At 61.5% G+C, this 15,273-nt stretch carries 14 protein-coding genes; 8 read left to right on the top strand and 6 right to left on the bottom strand.

The window, feature by feature from the left end:
• Nucleotides 1-2 precede the first annotated feature (2 nt).
• The 5 genes from folP to LJF34_RS05895 form a co-directional block, all read right to left on the bottom strand.
• The gene (gene folP, locus LJF34_RS05915) at nucleotides 3-821 is read right to left on the bottom strand and encodes a dihydropteroate synthase (protein ID WP_231183887.1); all 819 of its coding nucleotides are present in this window, start codon (nucleotides 819-821) and stop codon (nucleotides 3-5) included.
• 38 nt (nucleotides 822-859) lie between these two features.
• The gene (locus LJF34_RS05910; RefSeq protein WP_231183886.1) at nucleotides 860-2,956 is read right to left on the bottom strand and encodes a hypothetical protein; all 2,097 of its coding nucleotides are present in this window, start codon (nucleotides 2,954-2,956) and stop codon (nucleotides 860-862) included.
• 132 nt (nucleotides 2,957-3,088) lie between these two features.
• A complete protein-coding gene (locus tag LJF34_RS05905; RefSeq protein ID WP_231183883.1) occupies nucleotides 3,089-5,194 on the bottom strand; it encodes a hypothetical protein in 2,106 nt (701 codons plus the stop codon).
• Complete coding sequence (locus LJF34_RS05900) at nucleotides 5,191-5,892, bottom strand: hypothetical protein (protein WP_231183882.1); 702 nt, start codon at nucleotides 5,890-5,892, stop codon at nucleotides 5,191-5,193. Before LJF34_RS05900 ends, LJF34_RS05905 begins: the two co-directional genes overlap by 4 nt.
• A 58-nt stretch (nucleotides 5,893-5,950) precedes the next feature.
• A complete protein-coding gene (locus LJF34_RS05895; protein ID WP_231183881.1) occupies nucleotides 5,951-6,892 on the bottom strand; it encodes a methyl-accepting chemotaxis protein in 942 nt (313 codons plus the stop codon).
• Between the two features lie 160 nt (nucleotides 6,893-7,052).
• Between LJF34_RS05895 and LJF34_RS05890 the strand changes: the two genes are divergently transcribed.
• The 5 genes from LJF34_RS05890 (at nucleotide 7,053) to LJF34_RS05870 (ending at nucleotide 10,990) form a co-directional block, all read left to right on the top strand.
• The gene (locus LJF34_RS05890; protein ID WP_231183879.1) at nucleotides 7,053-7,577 is read left to right on the top strand and encodes a hypothetical protein; all 525 of its coding nucleotides are present in this window, start codon (nucleotides 7,053-7,055) and stop codon (nucleotides 7,575-7,577) included.
• Complete coding sequence (locus LJF34_RS05885) at nucleotides 7,574-8,323, top strand: RNA methyltransferase (RefSeq protein WP_231183878.1); 750 nt, start codon at nucleotides 7,574-7,576, stop codon at nucleotides 8,321-8,323. Before LJF34_RS05890 ends, LJF34_RS05885 begins: the two co-directional genes overlap by 4 nt.
• A gap of 36 nt (nucleotides 8,324-8,359) precedes the next feature.
• Nucleotides 8,360-9,196 (top strand): phosphatase PAP2 family protein, encoded by an 837-nt coding sequence (locus LJF34_RS05880; protein WP_231183877.1) that lies wholly within the window; start codon nucleotides 8,360-8,362, stop codon nucleotides 9,194-9,196.
• Nucleotides 9,197-9,268: 72 nt separating this feature from the next.
• Nucleotides 9,269-9,700 carry a universal stress protein gene (locus LJF34_RS05875; protein WP_231183876.1) on the top strand — a complete coding sequence of 144 codons (432 nt, stop codon included), beginning with the start codon at nucleotides 9,269-9,271 and terminating at the stop codon, nucleotides 9,698-9,700.
• Nucleotides 9,701-9,760: 60 nt separating this feature from the next.
• Complete coding sequence (locus LJF34_RS05870; protein ID WP_231183875.1) at nucleotides 9,761-10,990, top strand: chloride channel protein; 1,230 nt, start codon at nucleotides 9,761-9,763, stop codon at nucleotides 10,988-10,990.
• Nucleotides 10,991-11,051: 61 nt separating this feature from the next.
• Here LJF34_RS05870 and LJF34_RS05865 read toward each other — a convergent pair whose 3' ends face one another.
• Nucleotides 11,052-12,119, bottom strand: coding sequence for an ABC transporter ATP-binding protein (locus LJF34_RS05865; RefSeq protein WP_231183874.1), 1,068 nt, complete (start codon nucleotides 12,117-12,119; stop codon nucleotides 11,052-11,054).
• Between the two features lie 171 nt (nucleotides 12,120-12,290).
• Here LJF34_RS05865 and LJF34_RS05860 point away from each other — a divergent pair, with 171 nt between their 5' ends.
• From LJF34_RS05860 to LJF34_RS05850, 3 genes are read left to right on the top strand one after another with little or no spacing between them, the layout of a single operon-like run.
• The gene (locus LJF34_RS05860; RefSeq protein ID WP_231183873.1) at nucleotides 12,291-13,430 is read left to right on the top strand and encodes a PotD/PotF family extracellular solute-binding protein; all 1,140 of its coding nucleotides are present in this window, start codon (nucleotides 12,291-12,293) and stop codon (nucleotides 13,428-13,430) included.
• Between the two features lie 6 nt (nucleotides 13,431-13,436).
• Nucleotides 13,437-14,381 (top strand): ABC transporter permease, encoded by a 945-nt coding sequence (locus LJF34_RS05855; RefSeq protein ID WP_231183872.1) that lies wholly within the window; start codon nucleotides 13,437-13,439, stop codon nucleotides 14,379-14,381.
• A 1-nt stretch (nucleotide 14,382) separates the two neighbouring features.
• Complete coding sequence (locus LJF34_RS05850; RefSeq protein ID WP_231183871.1) at nucleotides 14,383-15,273, top strand: ABC transporter permease; 891 nt, start codon at nucleotides 14,383-14,385, stop codon at nucleotides 15,271-15,273.

Here is a 15,273-nt window from a genome sequence, read left to right as displayed (position 1 = left end):
CCTCATTGCCGCTCCCGGCCGAAGGCGTGGCCGATGATCGCGGCGTCGCGCGTCTCCGCCACGTCGTGCGTTCGAATCACGTCCGCTCCGCGTTCGACGGCTAGCGACGTCGCGGCAAGACTGGCCGGAAGGCGGTCCTCGGTGTCCCTCCCCACCACGTCGCCGAGGAAGTTCTTCCGGTTGATGGAGACGAGGATGGGCCGCTCCAGCTCCCGGAACTCGCCGAGTCGGTGGAACGTCTCCCGGTCGTCCGCGAGCGTCTTCTCCTCGCTCCATCCGCCGAACGCCGGGTCGAGGATGGTCTTGTCCGTCAGCGGTTCGGACGCCAGCGTGTCGTAGATGTCGTCCACGCGTTCTATCGCGCCCGGTCGTTTCAGGTCCGGCGGACTCGCCATCTTGACGACGGCGGCGTCGTGGCGCTCACAGGTCGCGGCCATCTTCGGATCCGCGAAGCCACAGATGTCGTTCACCATGTCGAAACCGCCCGACAGCGCTTCGTCCGCCACGTCCGCGTAGCGCGTTTCGATGGAGAAGACGGGGTCCCCTTCGACGTGCTCGATCGTTTCGAGGGCGGTTCCCAGTCGGTCGAGTTCCTCCTCGGCCGAGAGGACATCGAAGCGTTTGTTCGCCGATTCCAGCCCGATATCCACGATGTCCGCACCCTCGGCGACCAGTTTCTCGTCCACGTACTCCGCGGCGTCCGCGGGGTCGTCGTACACGCTCGGATCGTACGGCGACTCCTCGCTGACGTTCAATACACCCATGATTCGCGGTGGGTGTTCCGGCCCGATGCCAAGTCCCGCGGCGACAACGTTCTGCATGTCCGAAACTGGGAGCGAAGGGATAAAAATCGGCCCTTTCAGTGCAGGTCATCGGCGGTAATTTCAGTACTCCAGTACAGTTCACCCTCGTACTCGACCGGGGCGGGTTCCAGTTCGAACAGTTCGTCGAGTTCGTCCGCCGTCAGGTGGAGCGTCGCATCCGTTCCCGGAATCAAGTAGTAGCGGTCGCTTTCGTCCCGTGTGACCTCCGCGTACGACCCGATTTGCGACTTGTTGACGTGCATCTTGAGCGTGACCGGAAACGTATCGCCGACCCGTTCGCCCACCGTGACCGACGTGGTACTCGTGACGAACGTCTGACAGAGTATCGTTTCCCCGTCGCCGAGGACGACGTACTGGTTTCCACCGAGCGTGGACGTTCGTGCCACCGAAAGCGCGTTTCGAAGCGTGTATCCCCGCCCGAGCAATCGAGCGAGCCACGAACCGATTTCGGTCGCGGGGGCGTTCGAGACGTCGGATAGGGTCGCGATTCCGCCCCGACTTCCCTTCTCGATGAGGGCCATGCTCTGGTGGTACGACCGGCAGGCGTTGAGGAGAAAGGACCGCACGCGAACCTCGTCCAGCGTAGTCGTATCCAAGACGCCGTCACGACATTCGATACCGCGGCCGTCGACGTGTCCGATGTAGTGGAGGAAATCGATATCCGCGGCGAACAAGGACCGGAGTTCATCGACGGAGAGGTCATAGCGGATGTCGATGTCATGGTCGGTCGTTTCGCGGAACCCGTACAACTCCGTCACACGGCCCTCCGCCGCCATTTTGGGGTCGTTGCAGACGATTCTGACGTCGATGGTCGACGACTCCGATCCGGAATCCTCGATACGGCGGCGATACGAGTCGAGCGTCACCTTGTTGCTACCGATCGGAACGCCGTCACCCAGCCACTCGTGATGGAGCGTCTCCGACTCCTCGGGGCTCACGAACGTTTCCGAGGGTTCGGGCACCGAAACCGCCCCGCTACGACAGAAATCGGCGATTTCCTGCGGCGGCCCGCTCGTCGGCGTCCGTACGCTGGTCTCGGGACACCGAACGAGTGCGAGGTCGTTCGAAACGTACGGAAGCGCCTCGGCGTTCCGTTTCGTCGGCTCTACGTCCACCACGAGGTTCCAGACCGGACGGTGGGGTTCGAGGCGGTCGAAGGGGACCGAGAGATAGGCTTCGAGTTGCTCCGACAACGACCGATCGTAGAGGTCGGCGAAGTCGAAATCGACCAACGATTCGACGTCGGAACGGACGTGGAGCGGCGCGGGGTAAAACCCCTCCTCGCGGAGCAAGCAGTCACAGAAGAAGACGTGCTGGAGGAGTTCGGAGACGGTCCGCTCGAACCCCGCGGAACCGTCGAGCGAATAGTCGGAGTCGGGCGTTTCGAGTCGTGGCGTGCATCCGGTAACCACCTCGGCACCGAGATAGTACGCCAGCGATGCCGCGGGGTAGACGTATTTTCGTTTGGGAGGAACCACCAACCGAACGCCGGTGTCCGGACGTTCGAGGGTCGGTGGCAGGGAGAACTCCTCTCCGCGTTCGACCAGCGGCGGATGGCCCCTGAGCGTCGGAAACGACCGTTCAAGGGAGAGCGTCTTCAGCGCCGATCCGAACCGCGAGACGGCCCGCATTACGTCCTCGACGTCGTCCGTAACCGTAATCGACCCCGCGGGCGATTCGTGGTACGACCGGACGCCGAGACGGACCGTGGACTCTTCGGCCAACTCGACGGTAGCCGACACCCCGTCGGTACGAGTCGTTACGGGACGACCGACGGCGATGTACAATCGAATCGGGGCGCTCACGACTTCGAGGAAACCGACTGGCTGCGACGAGGTCCACACACCGCCGTCCGTATGGATCGATTCGAGGATCGTTCCGGATTCGTCCCACGCGTTGAACATGGTCCCGCAGGGGACGTCGAGGCGGTCCGTTCGAAATTCGACCGCCGTATCGATGGGGAACGGAAACCCCTCCGTCGAACCCCGTCGCGGTTCGACTCGTGACGGCGTCCGAAAGACGAAGCTAACCTTCTCGATGGGGTCCCAGATTCGAACGGCACGACCACCGGAGAGGCGTTCGAACGTCGGAACGGAAGCGTTCCGATCCGATGCGTCCTCATTCCGGGGCATTCAGCGCCCCGTTTGCCGTGTTGACGGCGGGTCGGCCAGATGGGTCGTGGTTTGGCGTATACATGTCGATTGCGGCGGGCGAAGACGGTTGCATACGCCGACTACGAAGGGGAGTGATAAAAACGACGGTACTCAGTCGAAATCCGCGGCCGTGACGTCTTCGCTCCAATACAGTTTCCCCTCGTATTTGACCGGCATCAACTGCTCGTTCAATCCGACTTCGAGTTCGTCCGCGGTCACTTCACACGTGACCCACGATTCGGGTTCCAAGTACAGTTCAGCGTACTCCTCCCAGAGGGGCGACCCCGTCGAACCAGCGCTGTAACGCGGGGTTTTGTACGGCTTCATTCGAACGAAGTAGGTGCCGTTTCGAACGTCGTCGATGAGTATCATCGGGGTGGTTCCGGAAAACGGTAGACAGAGACACATCCCACCGTCGCCGATGACGGTGTACTGGGTCCCCGAAAGTGTCTGGGTCTGGGCGATCGAGAGCGCGGTTCGAAACGAGAGACCCGCTCCGAGTCCGCGTGCGAGGAGACACCCCATCTCCGTGGCCGGTTCGTTCGAAACGTCGGAGAGCGTCGCGACACCCGCACGGCTCCCTTTCTCGACCAACGTTGCGCCCTGTTCGTACGAGCGACACGCGTTGAGCAGGAACGATTCGACCGTCACCGTGTCGAGGGTTCGTGTATCGAGGACGCCGTCAGCACATTCCATTCCACCGTTGTCCACGTGACCGATGTAATGCAAGAAATCGATGTCCGACGCGAACAGGGACCGAAGTTCCTCCGTCGTCAGGTCGTACGCGATATCGACCTCGTGTTCCGTCGAATCCCTGAAACGGTAGCGTTCCCGTACCGTTCCCTCGGCTTGCATCATCGGGTCGTTACAGACGATTTGGACGCGAATCGTGGAGCGATTCGCCGTCTCGGTATCGAGACGGCGACGGTAGGACTCCACCGTCGCTTTGGTGCTTCCTATCGGAACGCCGTCGCCGACCCAGACGTGCTCCTCCGTCGTCGTCGCATCGGGGCTTATGGGCCGCATTTTGACCGATTCGTCCCCGCCCGTGCGGCCGCTTCGACAGAAGTCGGTAATCGTCACCGGTTGCCGCTCGACGCGTGGAACGGTTCTCGGTGTCGGACAGCGAATCAACGGGAGTTCGACCGCGGCGAACGGAAGCATGGAGACGTTCTCCGTCGACGGAACGATGTCCATCGTCAGATGCCACGACGGGCGGACGGGTTCGAGGAGGTCGAACGGCACATCGAGGTACGTATCGAGCCGCTCCGAAGACGACTGTCGGTAGAGCGCGGCGAAATCGAAATCGACCAGCGGTTCGACCCGTCGGCGCTCGTGGACCGGAACGTCGTAGAAACCCTCCTCACGGAGGACACAATCGAGGAAGAAGACGTGTTGAAATGTGTTGGAAACGTCGTCGACGTACGAATCGAACGTTCCATCACCCAGTGCGTGCTCGCTCGTCGGGGTTTCGAGCCGTGGGTCGTCGCCGGGGACGATATCCGCAGCCAGATAGTACGCGAGCGAGGTGGCGGCATAAACGTAGTTTCGCTTCGGCGGGAGTACCAACCGAACCCCCGACTCCGGTCGATCGATGTTCGACGGGACGGCGAACTTTTCGCCGCGTTCGATGAGCGGCGGATGGCCGCGAAGCGTGGGGTACGACCGTTCCGGGGAGAGCGTCTTCAGACCCGCTCCGAGCGCGGAGACGGCCCGCATCACGTCCTCGATATCGTCGGTGACGGTTATCGTCCCCGCGGGCGATTCGCTGTGTGACCGACAACCGATGGATACGGTTCGTTCGGTGTCGAGTTCGATGGATACCGACCCGTCGATGACCCGGATAGTGACGTCCGCTCCGATTCGAAGGTAGAGCTTTATCGGGGCGACCGGGCATTCGAGGTATTCGACGGGTTCCGAGGAGCGCCACTCGCCTTCGGTCGATGAGATTTGGTCGGAAATTCCCTCCTCGGTCGACCAGACGTTGAAATTCACTCGTTCGGGGACGACGAGTTCGCGGGTTCGAAATTCGACCGCGGAGTCTATCGGAACGAAAAAATCGTCCGTCTCTCCCGGTCGGAGTGAAACGGGAGACGGGGTCCGAAAGACGAAGCTCGCTTTGTCGACGGGGTCCCAGATTCGGACTCCCGGTTCGTCCGGATTCGCTTCGAACGTCGGGACGCTGAGCGGGTCATCGGTCTCCCACTCGAAGCTCATAGCTGAACCCAGTTCGTCGTCTGGTCGTACTCCGGGACGTGCCAGCGCTGTTCCGGGACCAACCCGTTCGTTTGTCGAAGTTCGACGCGCGCGTCGAACAGCGGCGTCAACTCCCGTACGATCGGGTTCGAATCCGGAACCGGAAGGTGGTAGTGTGCCATCCCGGACACGCCGCGGACGAGTGCCCTGACCGTTCTGAGAAATCGTTCGACGGCTTCCTGTTCACAGTGTTCGAGCGGCTTGATGAGCGAGTCGAACGAGAGGCGCAGTTCCGACGGGGAAAGCCCGTCCGCCCACTCGTCGAAGAAACTGACCGCCGTGACGATATCGCTTCGGAGCGCTCGGAGCGACTCCTCGGGCGAGGCGAACTCGCCCGGTTTCGATGGCGTCGCCACCGACCGTGAAACTGCACGCTCGTCGTCGCCCCAGTCGATGACCCACACGTCCGGGTCGTCGGCGTTCGTCCCGCCGGGTAGTTTCGAGTTCGCGTATCTGGCCAGCGTGTCGGTGAGGACGAGGACGCGCTTTCGCTCCTGTGTCGTCGCGCCCAAAAGCTGCATCGTCGTTCGGTTCGTCGTCGTCTCGGAGACCCGGCCCGTGACGAGGATGTTACAGCCGTGCCGCTTGAAATCGGAGAGCACTTCGTGGAACGTCGGCGAGCGACCCCCACCACGGAACGAAATCCCTGCAGAACGCATCGTTTGATGCAAAATTTGCGCGACTGATGATAAAAATTCTGATGGGCCAGTGGTGCGGTCACTCGGCCATTTCGTCCATCGCCTCGTTCACGTCTCGAATCGCCATCGTTTGCTGCTCGACGGCCGCGGCGACCTCACCCGTTTCGTCCCCGATGGTGCTCGCGTTCTGTGCGGTCTGGTCGACCATCGACGCCACCTCCTCGGCGGTCGCCGCTTGCTCGTCGGTCGCGTCCGCGACCTCCTCGATGCCGAACGTCGCTTCCTCGACCGCTTCGCTGATTTCGTCCAGACTGTCCATCGCGGTTCCGACCCGTTCGAGACCGGACTCTATCCGCTCTTCGCCCTCGTCCAAGCGCTCGACGGCGTTTTCGGCGTCCGCCTGGATGTCGGACACCATCCCCTCGATGTCCCCCGCTTGCTCCTGTGACTGCGTCGCCAACTCCTTGATTTCGTCGGCGACTACCGCGAACCCGCTTCCGGCTTCACCGGCCCGAGCGGCCTCGATGGACGCGTTCAGCGCCAACAGGTTCGTCTGGTCGGCGATGTTGTTGATGATTTCGGTCACTTCGCCTATCTCCTCGATCTCCCTCCGAATCGTGTACATATCGTCGATTATGTTCGTGGTCAGTTCCTGTATCGACTCCATCGCCGCGACGACCTCGCCCGCCGAGGATTGGCCGTCGTTCGCCTGCTGTCGTGCTTGTGCGCTCGCTGCCGATACCTGTTCCGCCGACGCAGCGACCTCCTGAATCGCGGCGCTCAGTTCCGACACTTCCGTCGCAACGGTTTCCATTCCGCTCGACTGTTCGTCCGAAAGCGCCGCGATTTCACCGATACTTTCGGCGATTTCCTCGGACGATTCGTACAGTTCCAACAACCCCTCCCGTGCCTCGTTGACCCCTTCCTCGTTGGCCTCTTCCTCGTCCGCCGTTTCGAGGAGTTCCTCTTCGATGTCTTCGTCCAAGCTGACGTCTACCGCCTCCTCCACTGATTTCTCCATGAATCAAAATATTTCCGCAAACATATATAATTTATCAGATATATTCTCAATTCAGTCATGTTCGGTTACAATAACGATCAATATCGTCTTTGGAACTTCATCTACGCATACGGAATCGCAGACACGCTCTTTTTGTCCCTCCGGTCGCTACGGGAACGTGATGGGTAAAGTGAGCATCGGACTCCGCGGGTGGCGATTCGACGAAGAGGAGGTCTTCACCGACGACGGTGAGTACCGACCGATGGACGAAATGGACGACGACACGCAAACGCGACTCTTTCGCCTGTCCGCGCTCGTCGGGTCCCCGTGCCACGCCTGCTGGTTGATTCACGGCGACGAGAACATCGTCATGTGCAACGAGATGAACGTCGTGTACGGCGAACCGCTAGCGGAGGTTGGCATCTGTTCCGAACACGAGACGGACTTTCTCTTCTGGTATTTCGAGGAAGGCGGCGACCGATTCCGCGGCGAGGAGCGACTACAGGACGAGTTCCTCGAATGGTTCGCCGACGGCGGACGCGCACCCGAGGGGTACGCCGGAATGGAACACGTCGATACCGACCCGGACGACCTCCCGGAACCGCCCGAGTCCGACCCGAGCGAACTGAACGTGGAACTCCCCGAGGACGAACAGGAGCGTATCGACCTGCGGGACGTCGATATGTCCCGCGACTACCCCACATGAAACCCGCCGTCGCCATCGTCGAACCGAAGACGCCCGGCAACATCGGGACCATCGCGCGGGCGATGAAGAACTTCGGGATGGACGACCTGAAGCTCGTCGATCCGCCGGAGTTCGACCGGGACAGCGAGGCCTACGGCTTCGCCGGACAGGCCCGCGAGGACGTGCTGCCGAACTACGACGAGGTGACGTTCGACGAGTTGATCGAGAACTACCACACCGTCGGCATGACGGCGACGACGAACGAGGACGCGAGCCATCACGTTCGGTTTCCGTTCACGACGCCGCGCGAACTCGCCGATAGTCTTCGGGAGGTAAAAACCGAGACGGTCCTCGTCTTCGGCCGCGAGGCGAACGGGTTGACGAACGAGGAACTCTCCCGTATCGACGAGGTGTGTTCGATTCCCGCCAGCGCGGCGTATCCGGCGCTGAACCTCGGACAGGCGGCGACCGTCACCCTCTACGAACTCCGGACGCTGACGGTCGAGGAGTCCCAACTCCCGGACGTCTCGCGGGAACGAGCGGACGAGGCGGAAATCGAGGGGTTCTACGGCGCGTTTGCCGACCTGCTCGACACCGTCGGCCAACCGACCGAGAAACGCGACAAGAACATGCGAATGATTCGCCGGGTGTTCGGCCGTGCACATCCCACTGGCCGGGAAATCGCAACGTTGCGAGGAATCGTTCGACGGGCGAGCGAACGCACGTCGCGGTCGAACACGCCCGAACCTGCGCGAAACGATAAGTAACTTCTTTATATTCTGTTGCTTAACTACGGTGTAGCGATGCTTCCCGCCCTCCAATTTCATTCGCTCCCGCTCGGGACGCAGTTTACCCTGCTCGTCGCCGTCCCGAGCGTTCTCGTGATGTTCGTCGGCAAGCAGGTGTTTCTACCGGAGGAGCGACTCACGACCCTCCTCCGGGACTTCCTGAAGACCGACTGGAAGTACCTCGGCGTCGCGTGGGTCGTCACGCAAGTCGTGAACAGCGTCGCCCTCCATTTCCACGTGGGCCGGACCTTCACCGGGTTCGTCTACGCCATCGAAGGTGCGACCGTCGCAACGTTTCAAGTGGTCGCTTCGCAACCGTTGACGCTCGCGTTTACCGCGGTGTACCTCGTCGGATTCCCGTTCGCCGTGCTGTTCACGTACTTCAAACTGAAGGCACACGACGAGGAGGAGGCCCACCGCTACGCGCTGGCGTACGTCATCCTCGTCACGCTGGCGGTTCCGTTCTTCGTCCTCTTCCCGGTGAAGGTGTCGTCGCTGTATCTCACCTCCGTCCAACCGCTGATGTACCAACTCAGCCCGGCCATTCAGTACGGCATCTTCTCCACGGACACGCTGGTGAAGGCGTTCCCGAGCCTTCACACCGGTCTGTCGGTACTCGCGGCGGTGTACGCCCGGAAAGCGGACACGGCGTATGCGTACACCATGGCGGTTCTCTCGGGGGCAATCGTCGTGTCCACGCTTTATCTGGGCGTCCACTGGCTGACCGACGCGGCGTTCGCCCTCGTCCTCGTCGCCTGCGCGTACACCCTTTCGCGCCAGTTCAGCGAACCGCGCTGGTCGGTCGTCTCGAAGGAGGCGGTCGCGGCGGTTCGTCGGGTATCCAACCGATAGCGACGGTTCAGGGAGTTTTCACACACCCGACGACAGCGTGATTGAAGTGAACCGAGGAGTATTGTTTAGCGGATGTACGACGACGTCTTGATTCCGACCGATGGAACCGATGCCGTCGAGGCCGCCATCGAACACGGTTTCGGCTTGGCTCGAACGTACGACGCCACCGTTCACGCGCTGTACGTCGTCGACGAGACCGAGAGCGGTGCCGAAATCGTCGACACCGGAGCGGGAAGCGACACCCGAACTCGGTACGAATCGGACGGGCGAGACGCCTTGGACGCCCTCGTCGAGGAAGGGGACCGTCGAGACGTACCCGTCTCTACGACACTCGTGGAGGGTACACCCCACAAACTCATCGCGGAGTACGCCGCGGAATACGACGTCGACGTCATCGTGATGGGAACGCACGGGCGCTCGGGATTGAGTCGGTTTCTCTCCGGGAGCGTCACCGAACGCGTGATTCGAACGACCGATGTCCCTGTGTTCGCCGTCCAGCGATGATCGGGGACCGTTACGAAACGAAAATCACCACTCCGTAGGGGTTCCTAGCGCTCAGCAGTCATGGAGGAACGACGGTTCAACAGACTGCTGCTCGTCGCCATCGGCCTCGGCATCTGCGTCGGTCTCTTCGCGGCGGCCTTCCGCGTGGCGTGGACGTTCGCGTTCCACCACCTCTGGGGAACGTTCACCGCCGGATACCACCGAATCGTCATCAGTACGGTCGCGGGCGTCGTCATCGGGGGGATTCTCTACCTGACGTTCTACCCCGGTACGCTCTCGACGCTGATTCGCCGATTCCATCGCGACGGGACGGTTCCGCTGTCCGAGAACGTCCCCATCGTCCCGTCCGGATTTATCGGTTTGCTCGCGGGGCAGAGCGCCGGGCCGGAGGGCGTGATGAGCGCCGTCGGCGGATCGCTCGGGACGAGAATCGCACACGCGTCGGGGGAGCGGAACGCGGAGAAAATCCTCACGTTGGCGGGGATGGGTGCCGGGTTCGGCGCGATTCTGGGCGCGCCCATCGGCGGGGGTCTGCTCTGGTTGGAACTGCCGCATGAACGGGGGATGGAGTACTACGAAGCCATCGTCCCGACGCTGGTCGCCAGCTTCGCCGGCTATCTCACGATGGTGAGCCTCGGCGGCGTCTCCTTCTTCCCGGCGTGGCACGCGAGCGCCATCGGCGAGTTCACCACCCGACACCTCGTCACCGCGTTGGGGATCGGTCTCGTCTGCGTCGCTTTCGCCGTCGTGTACACGCGATTGTTCGCCCTCGTCGGAACGCTGTTCAATCGCTGGTCCCCGCGGGTGTACGTCCGAACGACCGTCGCGGGACTGGGAATCGGCCTGCTCGGGTACGTGCTCCCGCTCACCTACTTCTACGGCGGGAAACACATCAACGACGTACTGACCGGTTCGTTCCCGTTCTGGATCCTCATCCTCGCACTGTTCGGGAAGATGCTCGCCGCCGCCCTCACGATAAACGGCAACTGGCAGGGCGGCCTCATCGTCCCGCAGATGTTCATGGGTGCACTCGTCGGGCGCGCCGTCGCCACCGCGATTCCCGGCGTCGAACCCGTCCTCGCGATGCTCACCGGGATGGCGGCCTTCAACGCCGCGGTGACCGGAACGCCCCTCTCCTCGGCGCTCATCGCCATCGCATTGACCGACGGAGCCAGCATCGTTCCGGTCTTCTTGGCGAGTCTGACGGCCTTCGTCGCGAGCCCGCTCATTCGTTTCATCGAAACGACCGCCGCACGGACCGAACCGCCGTCGTTCCACGTTCGGGACTGAGACGAACCTCGTCACGACGCGTCGAGACTATCGACGACGAAAACGGGGGAGAAACGACCGGTCAGGCTTCGAAGACGACCGGCGCGCCGTCGCGAACGTCGAAGGATGCGCGCTCACCGCGGGACACCGGCGACTCGCGGCCCTGCATCACGACGCGCACGTCCGACAGGGACTCGGAGTCGGGGTCGACGATGTAGTTCGTCTGGTCGCCTTGGAAGTAGCGTTCGACGATTTGACCCTCGACGGACCCGCTCCCGTTCGCGAGGACGAACTCCTCGGGGCGAATGGAGACCGTGACCGACCCGTCGCGGACCTCCTCGGCGGCCACGAACGAGAAGGTCCCGCCGTCGATGTCGACCGTCGTGGTATCGTTCTCGGCCCGCGCCTCACCCTCGAACAGGTTGGTGTCGCCGATGAAGTCGGCGACGAAGGGACTGTTCGGGTCGCGGTAGATGTCCTCGGGTTTGCCGACCTGTTCGATGCGGCCGTCGTTCATCACGGCCATCCGGTCGGAGAGGGTCATGGCGACTTCCTGGTCGTGGGTGACGTAGAAAAAGGAGCCTTGGGTCTTCTCGTGAATCTTCCTGAGTTCGACCTGCATCTGTTTGCGGAGTTTCCGGTCGAGGCTCGACAGGGGTTCGTCGAACAGGAGGACGCTGGGTTCGTTGACCAGCGCGCGGGCGAGCGCGACCCGCTGTTGTTGCCCGCCGGACAGCTCGTCGGGACGGCGGTCCTCGTAGCCGCCCAAGTCCACGAGTTCGAGGTACTCGCTCACCTTCCGTTCCCGCGTCGCCGAATCGACGCCCGACTTCTTCAGACCGTACGCCACGTTCTCCCCGACGGTCATGTGGGGGAACAGCGAGAGGTGCTGAAAGACGAGGTTGGTGTCCCGCGCGTTCGGCGGGACGCCGGCCATGTTCTCGCCGTTGAGCGAGACGGTCCCCGCCGTCGGCGTCTCGAACCCGCTAATCATACGAAGCGTCGTCGTCTTCCCACATCCCGACGGGCCGACGAGCGAGAAGAACTCCCCGCGCCGGATGGTAAAGTCGATATTCTTGACCGCCGTCACCTCGTCGTACTCCTTTCTGATCCCGTGTAAATCTATGAGGACATCGTTATCGCCTACCATGAGATATGTACTCTCAGGACTTAGTATAAATGTACTGGAGAAATTTAGGTATTTTCAGGAGTAGTATTAATTAGTGCCCACGGAGTAACGGTATTCCGCCAAAGATTTAATATCATATGGGTTCGTGACTTTCTCATGTGTATGGATGACAAAGACACGGGTAGCGAAGACATGAGTAAATATAGCGCGGGAGATAGTCGCAGAACGTTCCTGGAGGCTGCCGGAACGGCCGGTGCGGTCGGAATGACGGGCCTTTCGGGATGTCTCTTCAGCGGCGGTGGCGGCGGAAGCGGCGGCGGGAGCAAGACCATCAACATCCTTACGTGGGAGGAGTACGCCGACCTGAAGGAGCAAATCGAGAAGCGACTGGACGTGACCGTCAAGTTCACCAAATCCACGTCCTCCTCGAACATGTTCACCGGGTGGAAATCCGGCAAGGACGAGCAGTTCGACATCGCCGTTCCGAACAACAACTACGTGCCCAAAATGATGGAGGCGGACCTCGTCGACCCAGTTCCCGACGACATCGTGAAAAACCAGTCCGAAATCTACGACACCTTCAAGCAGTTCAGCGAGAACCAGTTCACGAAGGACGGCAAAAAGTACGGCGTTCCCATTCGATTCGGATGGTACGGCTACTCCTACGACTCGCGCAAGATTCCGGAGGATCACGACCAGAGCTACGAGATACTGTTCAGCGACAAGTACAAGGGGACCAACCTGAAGGGGAAAGTCATCATGTACGACAATCACTTCAAGGCGATGAGCGCGACGGCGCTGTATCTCGGGTACAAGAAGGCCTTCGAGGGGAACAAGGTCTCCCTCTCGGAGAAGCAGATAAAGAAGGTGAAACAGACCCTCATCGACCAGAAGTCGAACCTACAGGGGTACATCGCCGCCGACCCGACGTATATCAAGTCGTTCAAGCAGGGTAACTTCCTCGTCGGACAGTCCGGCCGCAACGAAATCGTGGAAATGTGGGCGAACGGCACCGACTGGCCGAAGATGGCGACGCCGAAGGAGGGGTCGCTCGCGTGGTTCGAATCCGCCGTCGTCTCGAAGAAATCCGAGAACAAGGACCTCGCGTGGAAGGTGATAAACGAGTTCATCGCGCCGAAACTCGGCGCGGACCTCGCCAAGGCGGGCTACTCGCCGAGTTGTAACCCGAAGACACAGAAACACCTCTCGAAGGAACAAAACGAGATGTACGGGTCCATCAAACCGTCGCGGTTGGAGGACTTCATCCCGTTCAAGGCCGTCGAGAACGAGGACGCGTGGCAGAACGCGTGGGACCAAGTGAAAACGGCCTGATTCACGATGTCTTCCGATACCTCAGGGTCGATTCGGGGAGCCATCATCGGTATTCGACGATCCATCATCGGTGCGTTCGCATCGAGGGAGCGCACGCTCGGTTTCACGCTCACTCCCAGCCTGCTCTGGCTGTTGCTCTTGCTGATGGCACCGCTGACGTTCATGGTCGTCCTCAGTTTCATGAGCATCAACGACGCCTACGAAATCGTCTGGAAACCGACGATGACCAACTACTCGGGGCTGTTCGCCGGTCCCGGTCCGTTCTGGGAGACGCCCTTCTTCCACTCGCTCCTGCTCTCGTACGCGATCGCGGGCATCACCACGATCCTCTGTCTGGTGATGGCGTTCCCGCTCGCGTACTTCCTTGCGAAGCGCGGCGGCCGGACGTTCAAGGTGGTCATCTTCCTCGTGCTGTTGCCGTTCTTCACGATGTACCTCGTGCGGGCGTACTCGTGGTACCTCATGTTCGGCCCGAGCGGGGTCATCAACCGAACGCTGTTGAAGATCGGCATCGTGAACGGCCCGGTGGGCCTGTTCAGTTACGGCGTTCCGGCCATCATCGTTGGGCTTACGCACGCCTACTTCCCCTACATGCTCCTCTCGCTGTACGCGAGCATGGAGGGGTTGGATTTCTCGCTCGTCGAGGCGGCCCGCGATTTGGGTGCGTCCCGGACGGGAACGCTCCGTGACGTCATTCTACCGCTGACCCTGCCGGGAATCATCAGCGGGAGCCTGTTTGTGTTCGTTCCCGCGCTCGGCGCGTTCATCACGCCGCGGTTCCTCGGGCAGGGGAAGGTGTTGATGGTCGGGCAACTCATCGAGGGACGAATCACGGGACAGTACGCCATCGACTACGGAAGCGCGGCGTCGATGTTCATCGTCGTCTCCATCGTGGTCGCCTTCGCGCTCGCGTTCCGTTACGTCAGCATCGAAGAGTTGGGAGGTGTCTGAGATGGCGACTGAAACCGGAACGACGACGGAACGAGCGGACGAACCGAGCGAATCGCCGACGTTCGGACACGAGCGGAGACAGCAACTTCTCCGCCGCGGCCTGTACGTCGTCGTGGGACTGCTGTTGGTGTTCCTGTGGATACCGCTGGTCGCCATGATGTTCCTCTCGTTCGCGGTCAATTCGAGCACGTTCTTCCCGTTTCAGGGGTTCACGTTCGCCCACTACTCGGCGACGTTCGCCGACGGGTCGTTGATGATCGCGCTGTTGAACAGCGTTCAAGTGGCGACGTTCTCGGCGCTCATCGCGACGGTCCTCGGCGTGTTGGCGAGTTTCGCGCTCGCCAGGTACGACTTCCCGTTCAAGGAACTGTACCGGACGTTCGGCATCCTCCCGATGGTCATTCCCGGCGTCGTGTTGGGCATCGCGCTCATCATCTACTTCCAGACGATTCTCGGGATGACCATGGGACCCGTCACGCTCATCCTCACCCACAGCATCTACGGCTTCCCGTTCGTCCTGCTGATGGTGTCGGCCCGTCTCTACACCTTCGACAGGTCGCTGGAGGACGCGGCCCGCGATTTGGGGGCCGACCCGCTCACGACGTTCTGGGACGTGACGCTCCCCATCGTCGCTCCAGCAATCGGTGCCGGGTTCCTCTTCGCGTGGATTCGGTCGTTCGAGGACTTCATTCGGGCGCACTTCGTCGGCGGAACGATGAACGTGATAACCGTGTCCATGTACTCGATGATAAAGTACGGAACCGCGCCGAAGATGAACGCCATCTCGACGTTCATCGTCTTCGTCATCGCCGTCGCGCTGGCGGTGGCGATGAACGTCGGCAACGTTACCGGCTACGTGGCGGGAACGGGCGGCGGAGAAGAAGAAGAGTAG

This window comes from Haladaptatus sp. DYF46, assembly GCF_021083305.1.
GTDB lineage: Archaea > Halobacteriota > Halobacteria > Halobacteriales > Haladaptataceae > Haladaptatus.
Note: the sequence above shows the minus strand (reverse complement) of the source record. Positions and strands in the feature narration are given on the sequence as shown.